Below are 19,567 nucleotides of genomic sequence, written 5' to 3' on the forward strand. Positions count from 1 at the left end.
AGTGATAAAAATCTGTGATTACAGAGGTCATATAAGAAACTGGCGCGGACTTTGCGAAGAGCTTGGTATTGATAATACACTTTTACGTGAAGAGCGCGAAAAGGCTATAATTATTAAAGCATATGAAAAATGGGGCAGAGAAATGGCTGACCATTTTTACGGTATGTTTGCATTTGGACTTTATGATGACGCAGAAGATAAGTATTTCTGTTTAAGAGATCAGTTTGGTACAAAGCCGTTTTATTATTATATAACTGCTGACAATAAGCTGCTTTTCGGTACAAATATAAGCAGCATAATCGGTAGGGAAGGCTTTGTAAAAGAACTGAATGTTGATATGCTCCAGATCTATATGACACTTACCTATGTTGCAGGTGATGACACTTTTTTCAAGGGTGTAAAAAAGCTTATGCCGGGACATTGGCTGGAATTCAAGAATGGTAAGCTCACTGTAGAGCGCTATTGGACTCCCACATTCAAGCCCGACGAAAGCAAGTCCCTTAATGATTGGGCAGATGAGATACACGATACGCTGACTAATATATTCTCTGAGGTCAAGGATGAAGATGAAGTTGCTGAATCCTTCCTTTCAGGCGGCGTTGATTCATCATATGTCCTTGCGATGAGTGATGCAAAAAGAGCTGATTCATGCGGATATGACGAGGAAAGATTTGATGAATCACGTGTTGCTGCAAAGACAGCCGAGCTTCTTAAAGTTGAACACAGTGTAGCAAATATACAGCCTAAGGATTTCTTTGATATTGTTCCTTTTGTAATGTACAACATGGAGCAGCCTCTCGGCGATGCTTCTGCTATTGTATTCACACTTGGCTGCAAGGCTACGGCTGAGCACACCAAGCTTTGTTATTCGGGTGAGGGCGCAGATGAATTCTTTGGCGGATATAATATGTACCGCAATGCAGAGCGTTACGGCGACAACCTCAAGACCTTCTATGTTGGCAACACAAATATTATGAAGGAAGATGAGAAGCAGCGCATACTCAAGCATTATGATCCGAATGTCCTTCCTATTGATCTTGTAAAGTACATTTATGATGAAACAGAGGGACTTGATCCGCTTACAAAGATGTCAGATGTAGATATACAGATATGGCTTGAAGGAGACATTTATCTCAATGTAGACAAGATGAGTACAGCCTGTGGACTTGAGATACGTATGCCGCTTACCGACAGAAGAATATTCGACATAGCTTCACGTATGCCTTCAAAATATAAGGTAAACGAGGAGCAGAACAAGGTGGCATTCAGAACTGCTGCTGCAAAGGTACTTCCTGATGAAATTGCTTTCAGGAAAAAGTTAGGATTTATCGTTCCTGTCAGAATATGGCTTGCTGATGAGCGATATAATGCAGATGTACGCGAAAAGTTCAACAGTGATATGGCTGCAAAGTTCTTTAATGTTGATGAGATCAATGCTATATATAAGGACTATGTTGGCGGAAATTCCGATAACTGGCGTAAGGTATGGACTATATATACTTTCCTTGTATGGTATGAGGAGTATTTTGTAAAGAGATAAAAATTATCCCCTGTGAAAAACAGGGGATTTTTTTCTGAACCCCCGTCTTTGACGGGGAATGATTATTTACAAAAAAAGCGCTGTCTGCAAGATATGCAGACAGCTGAGTGAGGAAGTGATTGGGTGTATATTTCGACTGATAAAACAGTCGGGGGTCAAGCAACAGTTTTTACCTCTTTCCTGCTTTTTACAGGCGAGCTTAGGTTTTTCCTAAGAGTGTGCTCAAAGGCAGTCATATTGAGCAAAAGCGCTCCTATCCATGCAGAAGCTTCTGCGTATGCTGTAGCTCTGAAGCCAACTGTAGATATGAATAAAGCGATGACAGCTATTCTCAGAGCCATTTCGGCAATGCCGGATATCATAGGTATAAATGGCTTTCCGAAGCCCTGACAGCCGTTTCTGAATACGAAGAGAAAGTCAACTGCAAAGAGGAATATACCGCATACAGGGAGATAAGTCTTTGCGATTTCAACCGGCTCTGTTCCGTTTACCATAAGTCTTGCAAGTGCTCCCGGGAAGAATACCATTACAGAGCCAAGGATAATATAAGAGATCGTTGCGATAGTAAGGCAGACATGGAGCCCGTCACGGATACGGTCAAATCTCTTTGCACCGAAATTCTGGCTTGTGAACGATGACATCGTAAATCCTGCTGTGCAGGCAGGCTGCATAAACATAGTGAGAAATTTGCTGCATGCGGAATAAGCTGTGGTATAAGCAACTCCGAGACCGTTTACGAAATACTGTATTACCATACAGCCTACAGCTGTAATAGAATTCATAAATGCCATCGGCAGACCGTTTTTGAACAGTTCGCTGTAGAGCTTGCCGTTGCCGCAGAAATCCGCTCTGGTAATGTTAAGCTCTTCTATTTTGCGTATTCTCAGCCAGCAGATGAAGGCTGACATTATCTGCGAGAAAATGGTAGCTATAGCTGCTCCTTCAACCCCTGTTTTCAGGACGAATATAAAGAAGCTGTCAAGGAATATATTGACTACGCTGGATATGATTATAGCAATGAAAGGAGTCTTGCTGTCGCCCAGTGCGCGGAGTATGCATGAGCAGAGATTATAGGTTATGGTAGCTATAAGTCCGCCGAAAATGAAGTAGCCGTATACAAGACCGTCATGCATAATAGCTTCGTCGGTCCTCAGGAGACGCAGCACAGGTCTCAGGAATGAGATGCTTACTGCGGTGAGCAGAATTGCAATCATAAAGCAAAGCATGGCCGATGAAGCTACAGAGCGTCTGAGCTTGGAATAATCCTTTGCACCGAAGCTCTGGGCAATTATGACTGAAAATCCGTTTGCCAGTCCCATTGAAAAACCGAATATGAGAAAGGTAAGAGAGGACATATTTCCGACTGCGGCAAGAGCATTGTCACCAAGACCTTTTCCGACTATGGCTGTATCAGCGATAGTGTAAAGCTGCTGAAGCATATTTGTGAGCAGCATGGGAAAATAGAATTTAAGTATAAGGCTTGTTACATTTCCCTGTGTAAGATCATTTGCTTTAGCCATAAAACTCCTCCTTTACAGCAAAATCACGTTGTTTTCCTTTGTCTTTCATTGTGTTTATTATAGTCGAACAAACAAATAAATTATATCAGAAATATTGCATTTGTATCAAAAATAGGATATAATAGAAATACAGCAATTTATGAGGAGCTGACCGCAATTTTTGGATTGGGGGGAGTTTATGAAAACAGACCGTGATCTTAATTACAGATTATATATACAGAGAAATGACGGCTTTATGCGTAGCCCGTTTGAGCGTGAGCTCAGCGTTTACAGAATGGTGCAGTCAGGAGATATAGAAGGCATCAAAAAGAGATTCGAGATCATACGCAGGAATTTTTTCGAGGGCAAGGGAACTCTTTCAAATGATCCCGTGCGGAATGTAATGTATCATTTTGTAACTGCTGTTGCATTGGTGGCAAGATTTTGCATCGAGGGCGGCATGGAGCTGAATACTGCATATACTCTCAGTGATATTTATATACAGCGCGCCGACAAGCTCAGCGATGCAGAAAAGATAATTGACCTTCTCGGAGAGATGCAGCTTGATTTTACCGAGAGAATGCGTACTCTTAAAAAGGAAAATGTAATATCTATTCATGTAAGGAAATGTATTGATTATATATATGAGCATCTGCATGAGGAGCTTACGCTGACACGGCTTGCAGATCATGTGGGACTTAATCCATCTTATCTTTCAAAGCTTTTCTCAAAGGAAAAGGGAATGAGCATAAAAAGCTTTATAATACAGGCAAAGGTTGCAACGGCTGAAAATCTGCTGAGATATTCTGATTTTTCATGCCTTGAGATATCTCTTGCACTTGGTTTTTCATCGCAGAGCGCATTCATCAGCGTTTTTAAGAAAATAGACGGTATCACTCCGAAAAAGTTCAGGGAACTGCACTATCTGGACGTTATGGAGCAGAATAAATAAAGAGGTGCTTATAAATGGTTTCAAAGAATAATAAGACTGATCATATGATATCGGCCATTGTTACAGTGGCTGTATCGGTTCTGGCAATAATTGGACTTTACTGTCATGAGCCGTGGTTTGATGAAGCTCAGGCGTATCTGCTGGCAAAGAATTCCACATGGCACGATGTTCTCACACACTGGACTCATTATGAGGGACATCCTCCCATGTGGCATATACTGTTAAAATGTGCAGCATCATTAGGTTTGTCTTTTGAAGCAGCAATAAAATCCGTGAACTTTATTTTTGTTGAAGCAGTATTGCTGCTTATACAGTTCCGTTCACCTTTCAGCAGGATAGCCAAAACTATTATACCTCTGAGCTTCTTCCTGCTTTATCAGTACAGTGTGATATCGCGTCCGTATATGATGCTCACATTTTCATGCCTGCTGGCTGCAATGTGCTACAAGGAAAGACATGAAAAGCCTGTGAGATACTGCCTTGCCCTTATTTTTATGTGTACTGCTCATTCATACGGTATTGCGTTTGCAGGCGGTATAGTTTTGTCTGATATGATCGGTGAAGCCATAAGAGAACGCAGTGTTAAAAAGATGTGTATGGGCATCATTACAAATAAGAAGCTTCTTTTCAGCTATATTATACTTTTAGCGGCTGCAATGGCAATGATCGCAGATATCATGCCGCATTCGGATACATATGCCGCAAAGCAGACTGTCAGCGAGAGTGCTCATAGTTTGCCTGTTTGCTATATTTTCAGCTGGCTGCTTATTCCGTCGGAAAACCTGTTTACTTCATTCTCGTCGGAATTGCTCTACATGAGAGAGGAAGTAAACCCTGTCGGTGAAGTTATTGCAGCAGGAGTAATATCATTCCTCATATGGGCAGTGCTGTTCGTGATATGCAAAAAAAGACGTATGGTGGCAGAGCTTTTCATACCATATTCTTTTATAGCTGTACTTACTTCACTGCATATAAGCCCTCATCATTTCGGCATATTCTTTATGTATCTGCTCTTTATTCTGTGGACTGCGACAGACAAAGAGCCTGTAACAATGAGTGAATTTACAAAGCTTGCGGAAAAAGCGGGCTTGTCTGAGTCGTTTACAAAGAAGATAATCATAGGTACGGCTGCTGCATTCTCGGCTATCAATATTTACTGGGATAGTTTAAGCTTTTACCGTGAAATAAAGCTCCCTTATGATCCTGCACCTGCTCTGGCAGACTGGATAAAGGACAATGGTGCTGAAGATAAAAAGCTGCTTACAACATGGGCTGAAAGCGATATTTTTATCGTCAATGCTTCGAGTATTGTTGTAAATGCATATTTTGACAGAAATATCTATTATAACCTTAATTATGATCTGCCGTTCATAACTCATATAGTAGTTGATGATAATGAACGTAAGGAGACAATAAACAAGTGGAAGCAGGCAGGAAAGCCCGATCTTATGATATGTGATACTCCTAATGAAACTGCTTTTATATGTAGTGAGCTGGGAATAGATGACGACTATGCTGCAACTGCTTATGTGGGAAAGGGAAGAAGAATATTCAAGGATAAATGTGATATCTACAATGTATATGTAATGTGCAGTAAGGATACCTATAAAGAAATATACGGTAAGGAATATGAAATATCGACATATTGAAAAAGCTGTATTCATATCTCGTCCCAACAGATTTATCGCAGATGTGATGATCGGCGGCAAAAAGGAAAGAGTTCATGTAAAGAATACGGGAAGATGCAGGGAGCTTTTAAGGGAGGGCGCTGCGGTTTACCTTGAGCGTTCCGAAAATCCCGACAGAAAGACTGCATATGATCTTGTGGCAGTTGAGAAACTGCGTGACGGACTTCATCCTCTGCTTGTAAATATGGACTCTCAGATACCGAATTCAGCGGCTGAGGAATGGCTGAAAAGAGGCAAGCTGTTTTCGGAGCAGGCTGTGATACGCCGTGAATGTACATACGGGGCTTCACGCTTCGATTTTAAGATAGAAGATGATGGAAAGACATCATTTCTTGAAGTCAAGGGAGTTACTCTTGAAAATGACGGAATTGCAAGCTTTCCAGATGCTCCTACGGAACGCGGGGTAAAGCATATATATGAGCTTATTCGTGCAGCAGGCGAGGGATACGGAGCATACCTTCTTTTTGTTATCCAGATGAAGGAAATAACTGAATTCCGACCAAATGATGAGATGCACAGGGAGTTTGGCGATGCACTGAGAGAAGCTCGGAAAGCAGGAGTGAATATCCTTGCCTATGACTGTATCGTTAAGCCAGATAGTATAGTAATTGACAAGCCTATTATCGTCAGAACGGAGCTGTAATATGAACTGGAAAAAACTTTTATGTGAGAAGCGCAGGAGAAGCTATTCAACTACTTCTGTCAGTACGGATACAAGAAATGAGTTTCAGCGTGATTATCACAGGATAATCGGAAGTGCATCTTTCAGACGCTTACAGGACAAGACACAGGTCTTTCCCCTTGACAGGGGAGACTTTGTCCGTACTCGTCTTACTCATTCTCTTGAGGTATCATCCTTTGCAAAGTCTCTCGGACAGATGATATTCCGCAATATAATGCAATACGGAAAGGATAAAGACCTGACATTTGAGGATATAGACAAGATATGCAGTGTACTTGAATGTGCGGGACTTATCCATGATATCGGCAATCCTCCCTTCGGACATTTCGGCGAAGACTATGTACGTGACTGGTTCAGGAAAAATCTGAATAAGCTTGAATACAAAGGCAAGAAAATTGATGAGCTTCTTGCCCCTCAGATGCTTAACGACTTTTACCACTTCGAGGGTAATGCACAGGCGTTGAGACTGCTGACAAAACTGCATTTCCTTGTTGATGAAAACGGCATGAATCTGACTTATACTCTGCTGAATACTATCATAAAGTATCCCGTACCGTCTACGGAGATAAATAAAAAAAGCGGAAACATCAAGGACAAGAAAATGGGCTATTATTATGCTGATAAGGATATATTCGAGGACATAGTCAACAGCACGGGTGCTGTAAACTGTCGTCACCCTCTTGCATTCATACTTGAAGCGGCTGATGACATTGCATACAAGACCGCTGATATGGAGGACGCTGTAAAAAAGGGCTTTGTGAGATATGAGCAGCTGCTGAACGACCTTAAAAACAGATATATAGACAGATGTGCAGATGCTTCCGAGCGTAAGGAATACGCAAAGGCTGTAAATAAGCTTGAGGATTATTATGCACAGGCTTGCGAAAAGAAGCTTTCATCACCCGAGCAGAACGCTGTTCAGCGCTGGATAATCTATGTGCAGGGCGTTCTTTTAAAATGTGCAGCTTTCGGATTTACAAGCAATTATAATGAGATAATGGAAGGAAGCTTTCCAAAGGAGCTCCTTGCAGTATCACACGGAAATGCACTTGCATACGCACTTGGCGATATGGCTTGCCGTTATGTTTTTCAGTCCAAGGAGATATATAAGCTGGAAATAGCCGCAGGGGAGATATATGAATTTCTCCTGAGCAAGCTTGCCAATGCGGCTGTACTCTATGATACAGAGCTTGAAAGCTCAGCTATTGAGCAGCGCATAATGAAGCTTGTCTCCGAGAACTATATACGGGCTTACAAAATAAGCTCAGAGGGGAAGCAGGAGAATGAAAAGCTGTATTTAAGGCTTATGCTTGTAACTGACTTTATCTGCGGAATGACAGACGGCTATGCACAAAAACTTTACAGGGAGCTGAGCGGAATTGAGTGAAGTTAAGAATAATAAGCTTAAAAAGCGTATTTTTGATATTATTCAGATCGGAAACAAGTATGATTTCCCAAGCAGAGCGTTTGACTTCCTTATAGTAACGGTTATTATTCTGAATATACTTACTGTTTTTCTCTCTACCTTTGATCAGCTTGAAAGATTCAGCGTTTTATTTACTGTCATTGAGTTATCAACTATGGCGATCTTTTGTTTTGAATATGTACTCAGAATATGGACAGCTGATCTGCTTTATCCCAAGCTTGGCAAATTCAAGGCAAGAATGAGGTTCCTTGTATCTTTTGACGGCGTAATTGACTTGCTTACTATACTGCCATTCTTCTTCCTTGATGGCTTTATCGTATTCAGAATGCTGAGAGTTGTCAGAATATTTCATCTTTTCAGAGTCAATGCACATTATGACTCGTTCCATGTTATTACAACAGTACTGATCGAGAAGAAAAATCAGATCTTTTCATCTGTTTTTATTATTATCGTGCTGATGCTTGCATCGTCGCTGGGTATATACAGTGTGGAGCACGAGGCACAGCCCGAAGTTTTCAGCAATGCGTTTTCGGGCATATGGTGGAGCGTTTCAACACTTCTTACCGTTGGATACGGCGATATCTATCCGGTAACTGTCATAGGCAAGCTTATAGGAATATGTATAGCTTTCCTCGGCGTAGGAGTAGTTGCTATCCCGACTGGTATCATTAGTGCAGGTTTTGTGGAGCAGTACACCAAAAATCAGCAGTCAGATGTTAGATTTCCTGATATCAAGGAAGTTGGAGAGATACTTGTTGACCGAAAAAGCGGCTTCTCCGGAATAAGTGTATTGGATATAAGAGAGAAATATAATCTAAGCATACACGTTATTTTAAGAGGTGAGCTTACTATAGTTCCTGTTGATAATGTAAAGATAAAGATAAATGATATACTTATTGTTAAGAGTGAAAAGATAGAAAAGGCAAAAAAATAATATAAAATATAAAAAACAGAGCGTTATTTGTATTCTTTTAACAGATAACGCTCTTTCATATTGACATGGTTGGATATAAGTGCTATAATTATATTGCAAGAATAATTGGGTTATTATTTGAGCAAAGCCGACGTTGATATCTGCACATGATCAGCTGAGGCATTTTCTTTGTAATGGACAGATCAGAAAAGCTGTATTCTTAGGCGAATACAGCTTTTGTCCATTTCAGAAGCCAAGTTCTTCGTAGTCCTCGCGGATAAATCTGTGATATGACGCATGGATACTTCCGTCTATTTCCTCTTCCTCTGATATACAGTAGTAATACTCATCGGGTATCATATCGGTAAAATAGACAAGATAACGGAATTCTTCATTGTTGATCTCGGTTATGGAAACATTCTCGGAAGCTTCTCGGAATATATCAAGTATTTTTTCTGTATCGGCATGACACCTGACTGATTCCACAAGCTTTTCCATAAAGCCATAGCCGTCGCTCTGAGCGTTAACATAAGCTGTTCCCTCAACAGGTATAGTTATGCAGAAACTGTTTTTTGTACTGTGAAAAGAGAGTTTTCCAAGCTTTTGTGCCACACTGTCAGCAAAGCTTTCCAGGAGCTGCGGCAGTTTCTCAGAGTCGTTTATGCCCATAAGATGACATAATGAGGAATTTATATAGTTAAGGCTCATGGGACGGTGATCGTAACCGAGTTTCAGCTGAGCTTCGTAAATATTATCGCATATGTTCTTTTCAAGTCTTTCAAAAGTCATAGATATTACCTCCATTGATAAGTATAACATATATTTTATAATAAATCAACGTAAAAGAAACGGTCTCATTCGAGACCGTTTTTGTTTATGCACTTTCAAACTGTGAGTTGTATAGCTGAGAGTAGAAGCCGTTTTTCGACAGCAGCTCTTCGTGACTGCCCTGTTCGATAATATCGCCGTCCTTCATAACAAGTATGATATCGGCATTTTTTATAGTTGAAAGGCGGTGAGCGATGATAAAGCTTGTTCTGCCGTTCATAAGGCGGTCCATAGCATCCTGTATCAGTATCTCGGTTCGTGTATCAACGGAAGAAGTAGCTTCATCGAGTATCATAACCTTAGAGTCTGAAAGGATAGCTCTTGCAATAGTAAGGAGCTGTTTTTGTCCCTGAGATACGTTGCTTGCGTCCTCATTCAGTACCATATCATAGCCATTTGGAAGCGACTTGATGAAATGGTGAGCGTGAGCGGCTTTAGCAGCAGCAATGACCTCTTCATCTGTGGCATCAAGTCTGCCGTAGCGGATATTTTCCATGATAGTGCCGTTGAAGAGCCATGTGTCCTGAAGTACCATGCCAAAGCTCTTTCTCAGCTCATAACGAGGTATCCTGCGTATATCAGTTCCGTCGAGAGAGATGGTACCGCCGTTTACGTCATAGAAACGCATCAGCAGCTTTACCATAGTAGTTTTTCCTGCACCTGTAGGTCCGACAATTGCTATCTTCTGACCTGCCTTGATATCTGCACTGAAATCGTCAATGATTATCTTATCCTTGTTATAGCCAAATGAAACATGGTCGAAGCTTACGTCGCCGACTATATTTTCAGGTATAACTGCATCAGCAGGTATCTGTTCCTCTTCCTCTTCTTCAAGGAATTCAAATACTCTTTCAGCAGCCGCAGTCATGGACTGTACCTGATTGATGACCTGAGCTATCTGCTGTATGGGCTGGGTGAACTGCTTAACATACTGTATGAATGCCTGTATATCACCGATACCGATAACACCCTTGATAGCGAGGAGTCCGCCAGAAATAGCAACTCCTGCATAGCCGAGGTTTCCGACGAACTGCATTATAGGCATCATTATACCCGATATGAATTGTGACTTCCATGCTGATTTATAGAGTACATTGTTTGTATTGCAGAAATCCTTCAGTGTTTCTTCTTCCTTGTTGAAAGCCTGAACTACTGTGTGTCCGCTGTAGGTCTCTTCAACAAGACCGTTGATATGTCCGAGATATTCCTGCTGAGTGCGGAAATGCTTCTGAGACTTCTTTATGACAAACGAGAGAAGAACAGCTGATATTGGGAGTATCACTATTGATATGAGAGTCATAAGCGGTGATATTGAAAGCATCATTATCAGTGTGCCCACAAGAGTTGCAACAGATGTGATTATCTGTGTGATACTCTGATTAAGTGTTGTACCCATAGTATCTACATCGTTTGTGATACGTGAGAGCACCTCGCCGTATGTTCGGCTTTCAAAATATCCCATTGGCATACGTGCTATCTTCTCGGATATGTCCTTTCTAAGTCTGTAGGATATCTTCTGCGATATTCCTGTCATTATCCAGCCCTGTACGAAGCTTACGACTGAACTGAAAATATAGAGTCCGAGTGTAAAGAGGAGTATCTTACCGATGTATCCGAAGTCGATGCCGCCTGTGCCGGCAATCTTGCTCATGAGCCCGTCAAATAGGGCGTTTGTGGCTTTCGCCATTATCTTAGGACCTGCAACTGAGAATATGGTTGCAACAGCGGCAAGTATCATAACTATGAAAATCGCTATTTTGTAAGCTCCGAGATAGGATATGAGCTTTTTTATCGACCCCTTGAAGTTCTTGGGCTTTTCGCCGGGAGCAAATCTGCCGCCTCCGCCCATGTGTCCGTGTGGACGCTGTACAGGCATACTGCTTTTATTATTTTCACTCATTATCCTCACCTCCCACGCTCTTTTTCAGTTCTTCCTCGGACAGCTGAGAGCCTGCTATCTGCTTGTAGGTCTCACAGGACTTTATAAGCTCTTTGTGAGTGCCCTTGCCGACTATCCTGCCTTCATCGAGAACGATTATCTGATCTGCGTTCATGATAGTGCTGATACGCTGAGCGACTATGATGACTACGGAATTTTTAACGTATTTCTCAAGCTCTTTTCTGAGAGCTGCATCAGTTTTCATATCGAGAGCAGAGAAGCTGTCATCGAAAATGTATATCTCAGGTGACTTTACTATAGCTCTTGCAATGGCAAGACGCTGCTTCTGACCGCCCGAAACATTGCTTCCTCCCTGTGAGATAGGTCTTTCAAATCCGTTTTCATCAGTTGAGATAAATTCCATAGCCTGAGCTATCTGAGCTGCCTTTTCAAGCTCTTCATCTGAAGCATCTGGCTTGCCGAATTTAAGGTTAGAGCTTATAGTGCCCGAGAAAAGCACACCCTTTTGCGGTACAAGACCAATCCTGCTTCTGAGGTCGGATTTGCTCAGTTCACGGACATCTACACCGTCAACGGTGATACTTCCTTCAGAGACATCGTAAAAACGGGGGATAAGATTTATGAGAGTGGTTTTTCCACAGCCCGTACTGCCTATGATAGCAGTTGTTTTGCCTGATTCTGCTGTAAAGCTTATATTGCTTACCGCGTTGTCGTCGGCATTTGGATACTTGAATGAAACGTTATTGAAGCAGACTGTTCCCGTAGGATATGTAATTGTCTTGGGGGCTGAGGGTTCAAGTACAGTTGTATCTGTTTTGAGTACCTCATCTATTCTGTCTGCTGCAACTCCTGCACGTGGCAGTATAACTGACATGACCGTAAGCATGAGAAATGACATGACTATCTGTATTGAGTAGCTGATGAACGCTGTCATTGCACCTACCTGAAGATCACCTGTGTCTATCCTGTGAGCCGATACCCATACGATAGTAAGCGAAACTCCGTACATTACCAGCATCATACCCGGCAGCATGAAGGTCATTACCCTGTTGGTGAAAAGCTGTGTCTTCATAAGCTCGGTATTTGCCTTGTCGAAGCGCTTTTCCTCTTCCTTTTCACGTCCGAAGGCTCTTATAACGCTGAGACCTGTAAGTATCTCACGGGATATTAGATTAAGTCCGTCCAAAAGCTTCTGCATGATCTTGAATTTCGGAAGCGCTATTATCATAAGGACAAGTACAAGCATAAGTATAACAGAAACAGCAGCAATTATTATCCAGCCCATATGTGCGCCTGTATTAAGTACCTTTATAACGCCGCCGATACCGAGTATAGGGGCATACATAAGAACTCTTAACAGTACTGCCGTTACGTTTTGTATTTGCTGAACATCGTTTGTGCTTCTTGTTATGAGTGAGGCTGTTGAGAATTTGTCTATCTCTGTATTTGAGTAGCTGATGACCTTAGTGAATATCTTTTCGCGCAGGTCACGGCCTATGCCGGCACCTGTTCGTGCAGCGAAATAGCCTGCTCCCATTGAAGCAGCGAGCATCAGAACAGCCATGCATAGCATTTTCAGTCCCTGTAACCACAGGTATTTCTTCTGTATGCCGTCTACGTCCACTCCAGCGGCTTTGTCGGCAGAAATAGCATAGGAGATACCCATTGATTTCATGGTATTGCTGCCCACTTTAGATACTGTATCTTCGAGCTGACTGCGTAGAGTTGAAATCTGTTCTGCATCAAGCTGACCGTTATTTATAAGTCCGAGCATAATGGGACGCATATCCACATAGGTGATGAGAACGCCATTTTCGTCCTTGGCTTCATGCGTTTTGAGGTCAAGGTGCATATACTCGCTTATTTCGTCAAGAGTGAGTTTTTCAATATCAAGCTCATCGGGAGACTGCTGAGGAGCCTTCTCCATTGATGCTTTCAGATTAGCTTTGAATTTCTCTTCACTCATATTGCCTGTCTGCTGAGTCAGGGCAACAGGTATAAGAAATTTTTCGGTGGAGTTTTCAAGCTCCTTATCAGAAGCATTTCTCTCGTAAATATCACCGTTCTTAGAGTAAAGGCTTTCCCATTCCTGTTTCTCATTTTCTGTCATGTACAGAGTTGAATAAAGCATATCTTCCAATGTCATTTTCTCTGGAAGGATATACTCAACACCGTGATTCTGGATACCGATGTCTATCATATCTGAGGTGTACTGCGGAAGTGAAAGGTCACAGTATGCCTGTACTCCGAGGAACACCAGTATGATAAGTACGATATGCCAGTATGGTGCCATATTCAGGATTATTCTTTTCATTTTATCCTCCTTGTCTGATGTATCAGCGATTATTATACATTAATAATATATAAAAGTCAAGTGAAAAAATTACCTTATCTGTGGGTGCAGCAGAGTTTATTCGAGTATATCATTTAGCTTTTCATAGTTGTTTTTTACGCCGTCATCAAGGTCAAGGGCTATTTTCTCTTCTGCCAGTATATGCAGCCGCTGTATAAAGCCTTCCATTTCAGTTATAAGTGCCTGTGTTCGGCTTATGTTTCTTCGTATGGCTGTTTTTTCACTGCCGTTGGAGAGTCTGTGCTGCGTATTTTGAGCTGATAGTCTGCTTTTTAACTGTTCAAAATAGGGGAGCGCGTATTTTTTCTCCAGTACCGACAGTGTATCGGGTGTGTAGCGGTGAATATACATTATTGCTTTAAAAGCTTTTTTGCTTCCCGATGTGAACTGCCAGTATATCGGGCGCTTTCGGTATACCTTACAATGCTCCTTAAAAAAGCTTTTTCTCAGATAGTCATATAGCACTTCATGGGCATCGCCGCTGCCGCCGAGAGCTACAGCGATATAGGAAAGGTTTTCGTTAAGAGTATCCTGTCCGTAAGCTTTTTCGATGAAGCTTATGACAGCAGCCGTCAGACCGCTGTCGGAACTGTTTACAGTCATAATATTGTCGGTGCAGGGGATAATAGTGGAATATGCAGAGGAGTCCCAGCTTCCCCCTGCGTAGCAAAGGCCGTCACGGTCAAGTGAATAGCGCCCGAAGATACAGCCTACTGCATAGCTTATAAGGCTTTTTATTTCTCTTTGCAGTTCAGCACGGCGCACAGTAACGTCCTCATCATTTACATCAGGTGTGAGCTCCTTTTCAAGACCGTATGCGGAGATAAAAAATTTATTGATCTTTTCTTCGTTTTTTTTAAGTCTGGTGAAACGCTCGTCGCAAAGCTTTTCCCATTCTTTAAATTTATCTGATATCAGTTTTGACATGATATTGCTCCTGTTTTTTTGTTACAATTATAACATACTTTTACGGATAAATCAATGTTAACAAGGTAAACAACTGAATAAAAAATGAAAATTAACATATGATCACAATTGACAACAGAAGTATTTGGAGTTATAATAAAACAGTTGATAAAAAGTTGATTTTTCGGTTTTAGAATAATACGGAAAGGAGCGGAAAATATGTACAGTATACTTATCGCAGATGATGAAAAGGACGTTGTAGGATTACTGAAGGATTATTTTGAGCTTGAGGGATACTGTGTATATACGGCGTACAGCGGTTCACAGGCAGTTGAAGCAGTATCAAAATCTCCCGATATCATACTTCTTGATGTGAATATGCCTGACGGCAATGGCTTTGAGGTGTGTCAGAAAATAAGAGACCACGTAAGCTGTCCGATACTTTTTCTGACTGCTAAAGTCGAAGACGAGGATAAGATAAACGGTTTTGCGGCAGGTGGAGATGATTACATAATAAAGCCATTTTCACTTGACGAGCTCGGAGCTCGCGTAGCTGCTCATATCCGCAGGGACAGGCGCGTCAGCGCGGCAAAGAATGTTCGGTTTTACGGTGATCTTGTCATTGATTATACCGAGAAGAAAATAACAGCAGGCGATGATATAATTGATCTTGCAAATAAAGAATTCCGCATAATAGAGCTGCTTTCGCTGAATGCCGGACAGATTTTTGACAAGGAGCGTATTTACGAAAAGATCTGGGGCTATGACGCTGAGGGTGACAGCTCGGTCATTGCCGAGCATATAAGGCGTATAAGAGCAAAGCTGGGAAAATACGGAGAGGATAAGCATATCGGTACTGTGTGGGGAATGGGGTATAAATGGATAAAGTAAAAAAAGTCGGAATTAAAGGCTCTTTTGTAAAGTACATTGCAGTATGCTTTGTTATATGCGTTATAGGTAACTGGATGATTTATGCGCTTTTCGATTATCTTCAGAGATGGTATGTTGATCGTTATGTAAATGTGTTTTTACCGGAATATTTTTCAATGGATGAGTATCGGGTATGGAACAGTCTTCCCGAAGATATGTGGATCTACGATCTGCTTCATTACGGCAGATATATTGCTGTTTCACTTTGGTCCTGCCTTTGTATCTGGTTCACTGTGACAGCTTTTTATACAGCGGAAGTCAAAAAGCCTATTGATACGCTGTTATCTGCATCTGAAAGAATACTTCATGACGACCTTGATTTTGAAGTCCGTACTGAGTGCAAAAATGAATTGGGCAAGCTTTGCGTTTCATTTGAGAATATGCGCAAAAATCTGTATGCGAGCAACTACGAGCTGTGGAAATCCCTTGAAGAACGAAAAAGACTTAATTCAGCCTTTTCACACGATCTTCGCACTCCCATAACAGTCCTTAAAGGTTATACCGAGCTTGTTAACAAGTTTGACGGAAGGATAAGTCCCGAAAAACAGGCAGATATACTCAGGAAAATGAGTGTACAGATCGAACGTCTTGAGCATTATACTGAAAAGATGAGCTCGGCACATAAGCTTGAGGATATCATTCCAGAGGAAGAGAAAATATCATTTAATGAGCTTTGCAGTAATTTTGATGAAGTAGGAAAACTCATATGCGGAGAAGATACTTTTTCATTTACTGCAAAGGAAGCAGCTGAAGATGTTATTTATAGTGACCGTGAACTGATAATGCAGGTATTTGAAAATATTGTGTCAAATGCAGAGCGGTATAAAATTAACGAGATAAAGTGCCTTGCAGAAATTGAGAATGAACGGCTCAGAGTTACGGTTTCCGATGACGGTGAGGGGTTCTCGGAGGAAGCTCTGCGTAAAGCTTGGCAGCCATTTTACCGCGGTGAAAATGAGGATGAGATAGAACATTTCGGTCTCGGACTTTACATCTGCCGATTATTATGCAGAAAATGCGGCGGTGATCTTTATATTACCAATGGTGAAAAAGGCGGCGGGAAGGTCACGGCAGAATTTTCTGTAAAAAAATCAGAAAGTAGATAAAAAGTTGAAATTCATAGATTATTATAATGACATGATAGGAAAAGCTATCATGTCATTATTTTTGGAGGCGATAAAATGGACGAAAAGATCGTAATAAAAAATGTCAATAAGTTCTATGGCAAAAAGCAGGCACTGTTTGACATTGATCTTACTATTGAAAAGGGAATGTTCGGACTCCTCGGAAGAAACGGCGCCGGCAAGACCACGCTTATGAAAACACTTGCTGTTCTTCATAAAAAGAAAAGCGGAGAAATAACAGTATGCGGTGTTCCGATTGAAAAGGCTAAGGAAATACGAGCGATGACAGGCTATCTTCCTCAGGATTTTTCAATGTATCCCAATATGAAGTGCGATGAGGCTCTTGAATATCTCGGGTATCTTTCGTGCATACCAAAGATTGAATGTAAAAAACGTGTTACTTCGCTTCTTCGGAAGGTAAACCTTATTGAGCACCGCCACAAAAAGGTAAAGGAACTGTCTGGCGGTATGAAGCGCAGGCTCGGTATTGCTCAGGCGCTTATACATGAGCCGAAGGTGCTCATAGTTGACGAGCCTACAGCAGGACTTGATCCCGAAGAACGTATCCGTTTCAGAAATCTGCTCTGTGAGGTAGCTCAGGAGCGCATAGTTATACTCTCAACCCATATTGTGGGCGATATTGAAGCTACCTGTGAGAATATAGCTATAATGGACTCAGGAAGGATACTCTGGAAAGGAACAGTTCACGAAATACTTGAAAATGTAAAGGGGCATATCTATACGGCAAATGTTGAGAAGAGATTTCTTCCGCAGATAAAAAACGAGTATATAGTAACAGGTATGCTTGCACAGACGGATTATGTTACAGTAAGGATAGTATCGGATTCAGAGCCTGATCTGCCGAATACAGTACTCACAGAACCTGACCTTGAAGGGGCTTATGTTTACTGTTTGCACAGTAACGGCTGTGATATTGTCGGAGGTGAGAAATGATGCTGTTCAGAAAAGAATGCGGCAAGATATTTTGTTCTCTGACATACATTTTATATTGTCTGCTCGTTATTCTGATGATAATAAGCCAGTATTTCATTGACAGCGGTCAAAGGCTTTATCCGCCAAGTAAAGGTGACTATGATTACGGTGAAAAGATTGTTGAAGACCACGATCTTATTATGTCAACAGCTGCAGACGCACTGACAGTTGAATTCTTGTCAAACAGGTATGTATGCTATCCCTTTGGTTTTTATAAAGCTGTTCACCTTGATAATGAGGAGCAAGCAAAGATAGAAAAGTACATATGCGAGATCACAGGTCTTGATAGCACAGGTATTGCTGAAAAGAAGAAAAGTGCAGAGGTTTGTTATATTACGGACGGTACTCATGATTACGGCGAATATGCTATTAGAGATATGCCCATAAGCGAGAGTATGACATATGAGCGTTTTACCGATATAATGGAAGATGTTGATAATATCCTCGGCGGCGGTTCTGATTACGCTGTTGATGGATTGGTTTATCAATTCTCCCGTGTACCCATGACATATGAGGACGCGGTTGATGATTATAACAGCATTTTCAACGATGACAGGGTAACAAATGCATATGCAAGATTATTCGGTGACTATGCAGGGATAGTACTTGCGATATTGCCTGTATTCGTTGCAGCTGCGCTTACAGCAGCCGACAGGCGGCGCAGAATGAGTGAGCTTGTCTATTCGCGCAGATCGTCCTCGTTACGCATAGTATTCACTCGTTTTATTGCTCTTGTGACAACAATGTTCATTCCTGTATTTGTATTTATGGTCATCGCACTTATACAGATACTTATAAGATATAATGGCTCGGATATAGATATGACAGCGATGTTTACGCTGCCTACATTCTGGCTGCTTCCCAATATTATGGCTGCCACAGCAACCGGAATGTTGGTTACGGAAATACTGTCAGCAGGTGCTGCCATACTTGTACAGTTCGTATGGTGGTTTATGGGACTTATGGCAGGCGGAACGGCAGGATTATCAGGACGGATAGGAAAGTTTACGTTTATATGCCGTCACAATGCATTGGGAAACAGAAACGAATTTCTTATGAATTGGGATAATTTCGTTTTTAACCGTGTCTTTTACATGGTGATTTCTATAGCAGCGGTTTTATTCACAGTTGGTATTTATGAACTGAAGAGGGGAGGAAGCTTTAATGGTATCAGGCTGTTTGGCAAGGGTAGTATATTCAGACGTAAAACATAATTTTCTGATACATTATATAGTTGCACTGGGAATACTGCTTGCTTCTCCGATCTTTTTCAGCCTTTCACAGCTCGACTGTATTCTTGCAGCTCAGCCTCTTGAAGTTTATGTGCCTCTTATAGGCATAGTCCTGATGACTCCTGTATTTTTGCCTGAACAGAACGAAAGTATATATGATGTAGTCCGCTCGAAAAAGTTTAATCATGATATAGTATGTATTATAAGACTTTTGTGTTCTGTGGTTATAGCTGCTGTTATGATAGGTGCATATGTGCTGTATATGAAGCATTGTAATTCACAGGTCACAGTAAGGCATTTTATAGGTTCATCGGCAACTGCTTTTTTACTTGGAGCAATTGGTTTTGCATTTGCTGGTATCGGCAGAAATGTCATAATAGGCTATATGGCTTCTGTGATGTATTATATCCTTAATTTTTCATTTGGCACAAAGCTTGGATATTTCTATCTGTTTTCAATGATGCATGGCAGCTTTGCGGAAAAAAAGTGGCTTTTGACAGGAGCTTTTGTACTGTCGACCGCTGTATTCCCATTGCGCAGAGTATTCAGAGACAGATAAATAAAAGCCCGTAGAGATACGGGCTTTTTGATATTTTTATGT

General features: G+C 41.4%; 16 protein-coding genes. 11 read left to right on the forward strand and 5 right to left on the reverse strand.

Features of this window, described 5'->3' with window-relative positions:
* Position 1: 1 nt before the first annotated feature.
* Positions 2–1,540, forward strand: a complete 1,539-nt coding sequence (gene asnB / locus L870_RS0105720) for an asparagine synthase (glutamine-hydrolyzing) (RefSeq protein ID WP_028517330.1) — start codon at positions 2–4, stop codon at positions 1,538–1,540.
* A gap of 155 nt (positions 1,541–1,695) precedes the next feature.
* Here asnB and L870_RS0105725 read toward each other — a convergent pair whose 3' ends face one another.
* A complete protein-coding gene (locus L870_RS0105725; protein WP_028517331.1) occupies positions 1,696–3,060 on the reverse strand; it encodes an MATE family efflux transporter in 1,365 nt (454 codons plus the stop codon).
* A 178-nt stretch (positions 3,061–3,238) separates the two neighbouring features.
* On the opposite strand from L870_RS0105725, the gene L870_RS0105730 reads away from it, so the two are divergent.
* The 5 genes from L870_RS0105730 to L870_RS0105750 are packed head-to-tail and all read left to right on the forward strand — an operon-like array spanning position 3,239 to position 8,721.
* Positions 3,239–3,991 (forward strand): helix-turn-helix transcriptional regulator, encoded by a 753-nt coding sequence (locus tag L870_RS0105730; RefSeq protein WP_037271343.1) that lies wholly within the window; start codon positions 3,239–3,241, stop codon positions 3,989–3,991.
* A 14-nt stretch (positions 3,992–4,005) separates the two neighbouring features.
* Positions 4,006–5,640 carry a hypothetical protein gene (locus L870_RS0105735; RefSeq protein WP_028517333.1) on the forward strand — a complete coding sequence of 545 codons (1,635 nt, stop codon included), beginning with the start codon at positions 4,006–4,008 and terminating at the stop codon, positions 5,638–5,640.
* Entirely contained in the window at positions 5,621–6,322 is a 702-nt protein-coding gene (sfsA, locus tag L870_RS0105740) for a DNA/RNA nuclease SfsA (protein ID WP_028517334.1), read from the forward strand. Before L870_RS0105735 ends, sfsA begins: the two co-directional genes overlap by 20 nt.
* Before the next feature lies 1 nt (position 6,323).
* Positions 6,324–7,748, forward strand: a complete 1,425-nt coding sequence (locus tag L870_RS0105745) for a deoxyguanosinetriphosphate triphosphohydrolase (protein ID WP_028517335.1) — start codon at positions 6,324–6,326, stop codon at positions 7,746–7,748.
* Positions 7,741–8,721, forward strand: coding sequence for an ion transporter (locus L870_RS0105750; RefSeq protein ID WP_028517336.1), 981 nt, complete (start codon positions 7,741–7,743; stop codon positions 8,719–8,721). The genes L870_RS0105745 and L870_RS0105750 overlap by 8 nt, the downstream gene beginning before the upstream one ends.
* Before the next feature lie 225 nt (positions 8,722–8,946).
* Here the strand turns inward: L870_RS0105750 and L870_RS0105755 are convergent, their stop codons facing one another.
* The 4 genes from L870_RS0105755 to L870_RS0105770 form a co-directional block, all read right to left on the reverse strand.
* Complete coding sequence (locus L870_RS0105755; RefSeq protein WP_037271346.1) at positions 8,947–9,489, reverse strand: DUF3877 family protein; 543 nt, start codon at positions 9,487–9,489, stop codon at positions 8,947–8,949.
* A gap of 85 nt (positions 9,490–9,574) precedes the next feature.
* The gene (locus L870_RS0105760) at positions 9,575–11,428 is read right to left on the reverse strand and encodes an ABC transporter ATP-binding protein (RefSeq protein WP_028517338.1); all 1,854 of its coding nucleotides are present in this window, start codon (positions 11,426–11,428) and stop codon (positions 9,575–9,577) included.
* Positions 11,421–13,742 carry an ABC transporter ATP-binding protein gene (locus L870_RS0105765; protein ID WP_028517339.1) on the reverse strand — a complete coding sequence of 774 codons (2,322 nt, stop codon included), beginning with the start codon at positions 13,740–13,742 and terminating at the stop codon, positions 11,421–11,423. Before L870_RS0105765 ends, L870_RS0105760 begins: the two co-directional genes overlap by 8 nt.
* A 96-nt stretch (positions 13,743–13,838) precedes the next feature.
* On the reverse strand, positions 13,839–14,708 hold the full coding sequence (locus L870_RS0105770; protein ID WP_028517340.1) for a BREX-1 system adenine-specific DNA-methyltransferase PglX: 870 nt from the start codon (positions 14,706–14,708) through the stop codon (positions 13,839–13,841).
* Between the two features lie 198 nt (positions 14,709–14,906).
* On the opposite strand from L870_RS0105770, the gene L870_RS0105775 reads away from it, so the two are divergent.
* The 5 genes from L870_RS0105775 (at position 14,907) to L870_RS0105795 (ending at position 19,525) form a co-directional block, all read left to right on the forward strand.
* Positions 14,907–15,578, forward strand: coding sequence for a response regulator transcription factor (locus tag L870_RS0105775; RefSeq protein ID WP_028517341.1), 672 nt, complete (start codon positions 14,907–14,909; stop codon positions 15,576–15,578).
* Complete coding sequence (locus L870_RS0105780) at positions 15,566–16,723, forward strand: HAMP domain-containing sensor histidine kinase (RefSeq protein ID WP_028517342.1); 1,158 nt, start codon at positions 15,566–15,568, stop codon at positions 16,721–16,723. Before L870_RS0105775 ends, L870_RS0105780 begins: the two co-directional genes overlap by 13 nt.
* Positions 16,724–16,798: 75 nt before the next feature.
* Complete coding sequence (locus L870_RS0105785) at positions 16,799–17,695, forward strand: ABC transporter ATP-binding protein (RefSeq protein WP_028517343.1); 897 nt, start codon at positions 16,799–16,801, stop codon at positions 17,693–17,695.
* Entirely contained in the window at positions 17,692–18,948 is a 1,257-nt protein-coding gene (locus tag L870_RS0105790) for a Yip1 family protein (protein ID WP_242836491.1), read from the forward strand. Before L870_RS0105785 ends, L870_RS0105790 begins: the two co-directional genes overlap by 4 nt.
* Complete coding sequence (locus L870_RS0105795; protein WP_051411428.1) at positions 18,899–19,525, forward strand: hypothetical protein; 627 nt, start codon at positions 18,899–18,901, stop codon at positions 19,523–19,525. The genes L870_RS0105790 and L870_RS0105795 overlap by 50 nt, the downstream gene beginning before the upstream one ends.
* Positions 19,526–19,567 lie beyond the last annotated feature (42 nt).

The sequence above is a fragment of the Ruminococcus flavefaciens ATCC 19208 genome, assembly GCF_000518765.1.
In the GTDB taxonomy this organism is placed as follows: domain Bacteria; phylum Bacillota; class Clostridia; order Oscillospirales; family Ruminococcaceae; genus Ruminococcus; species Ruminococcus flavefaciens.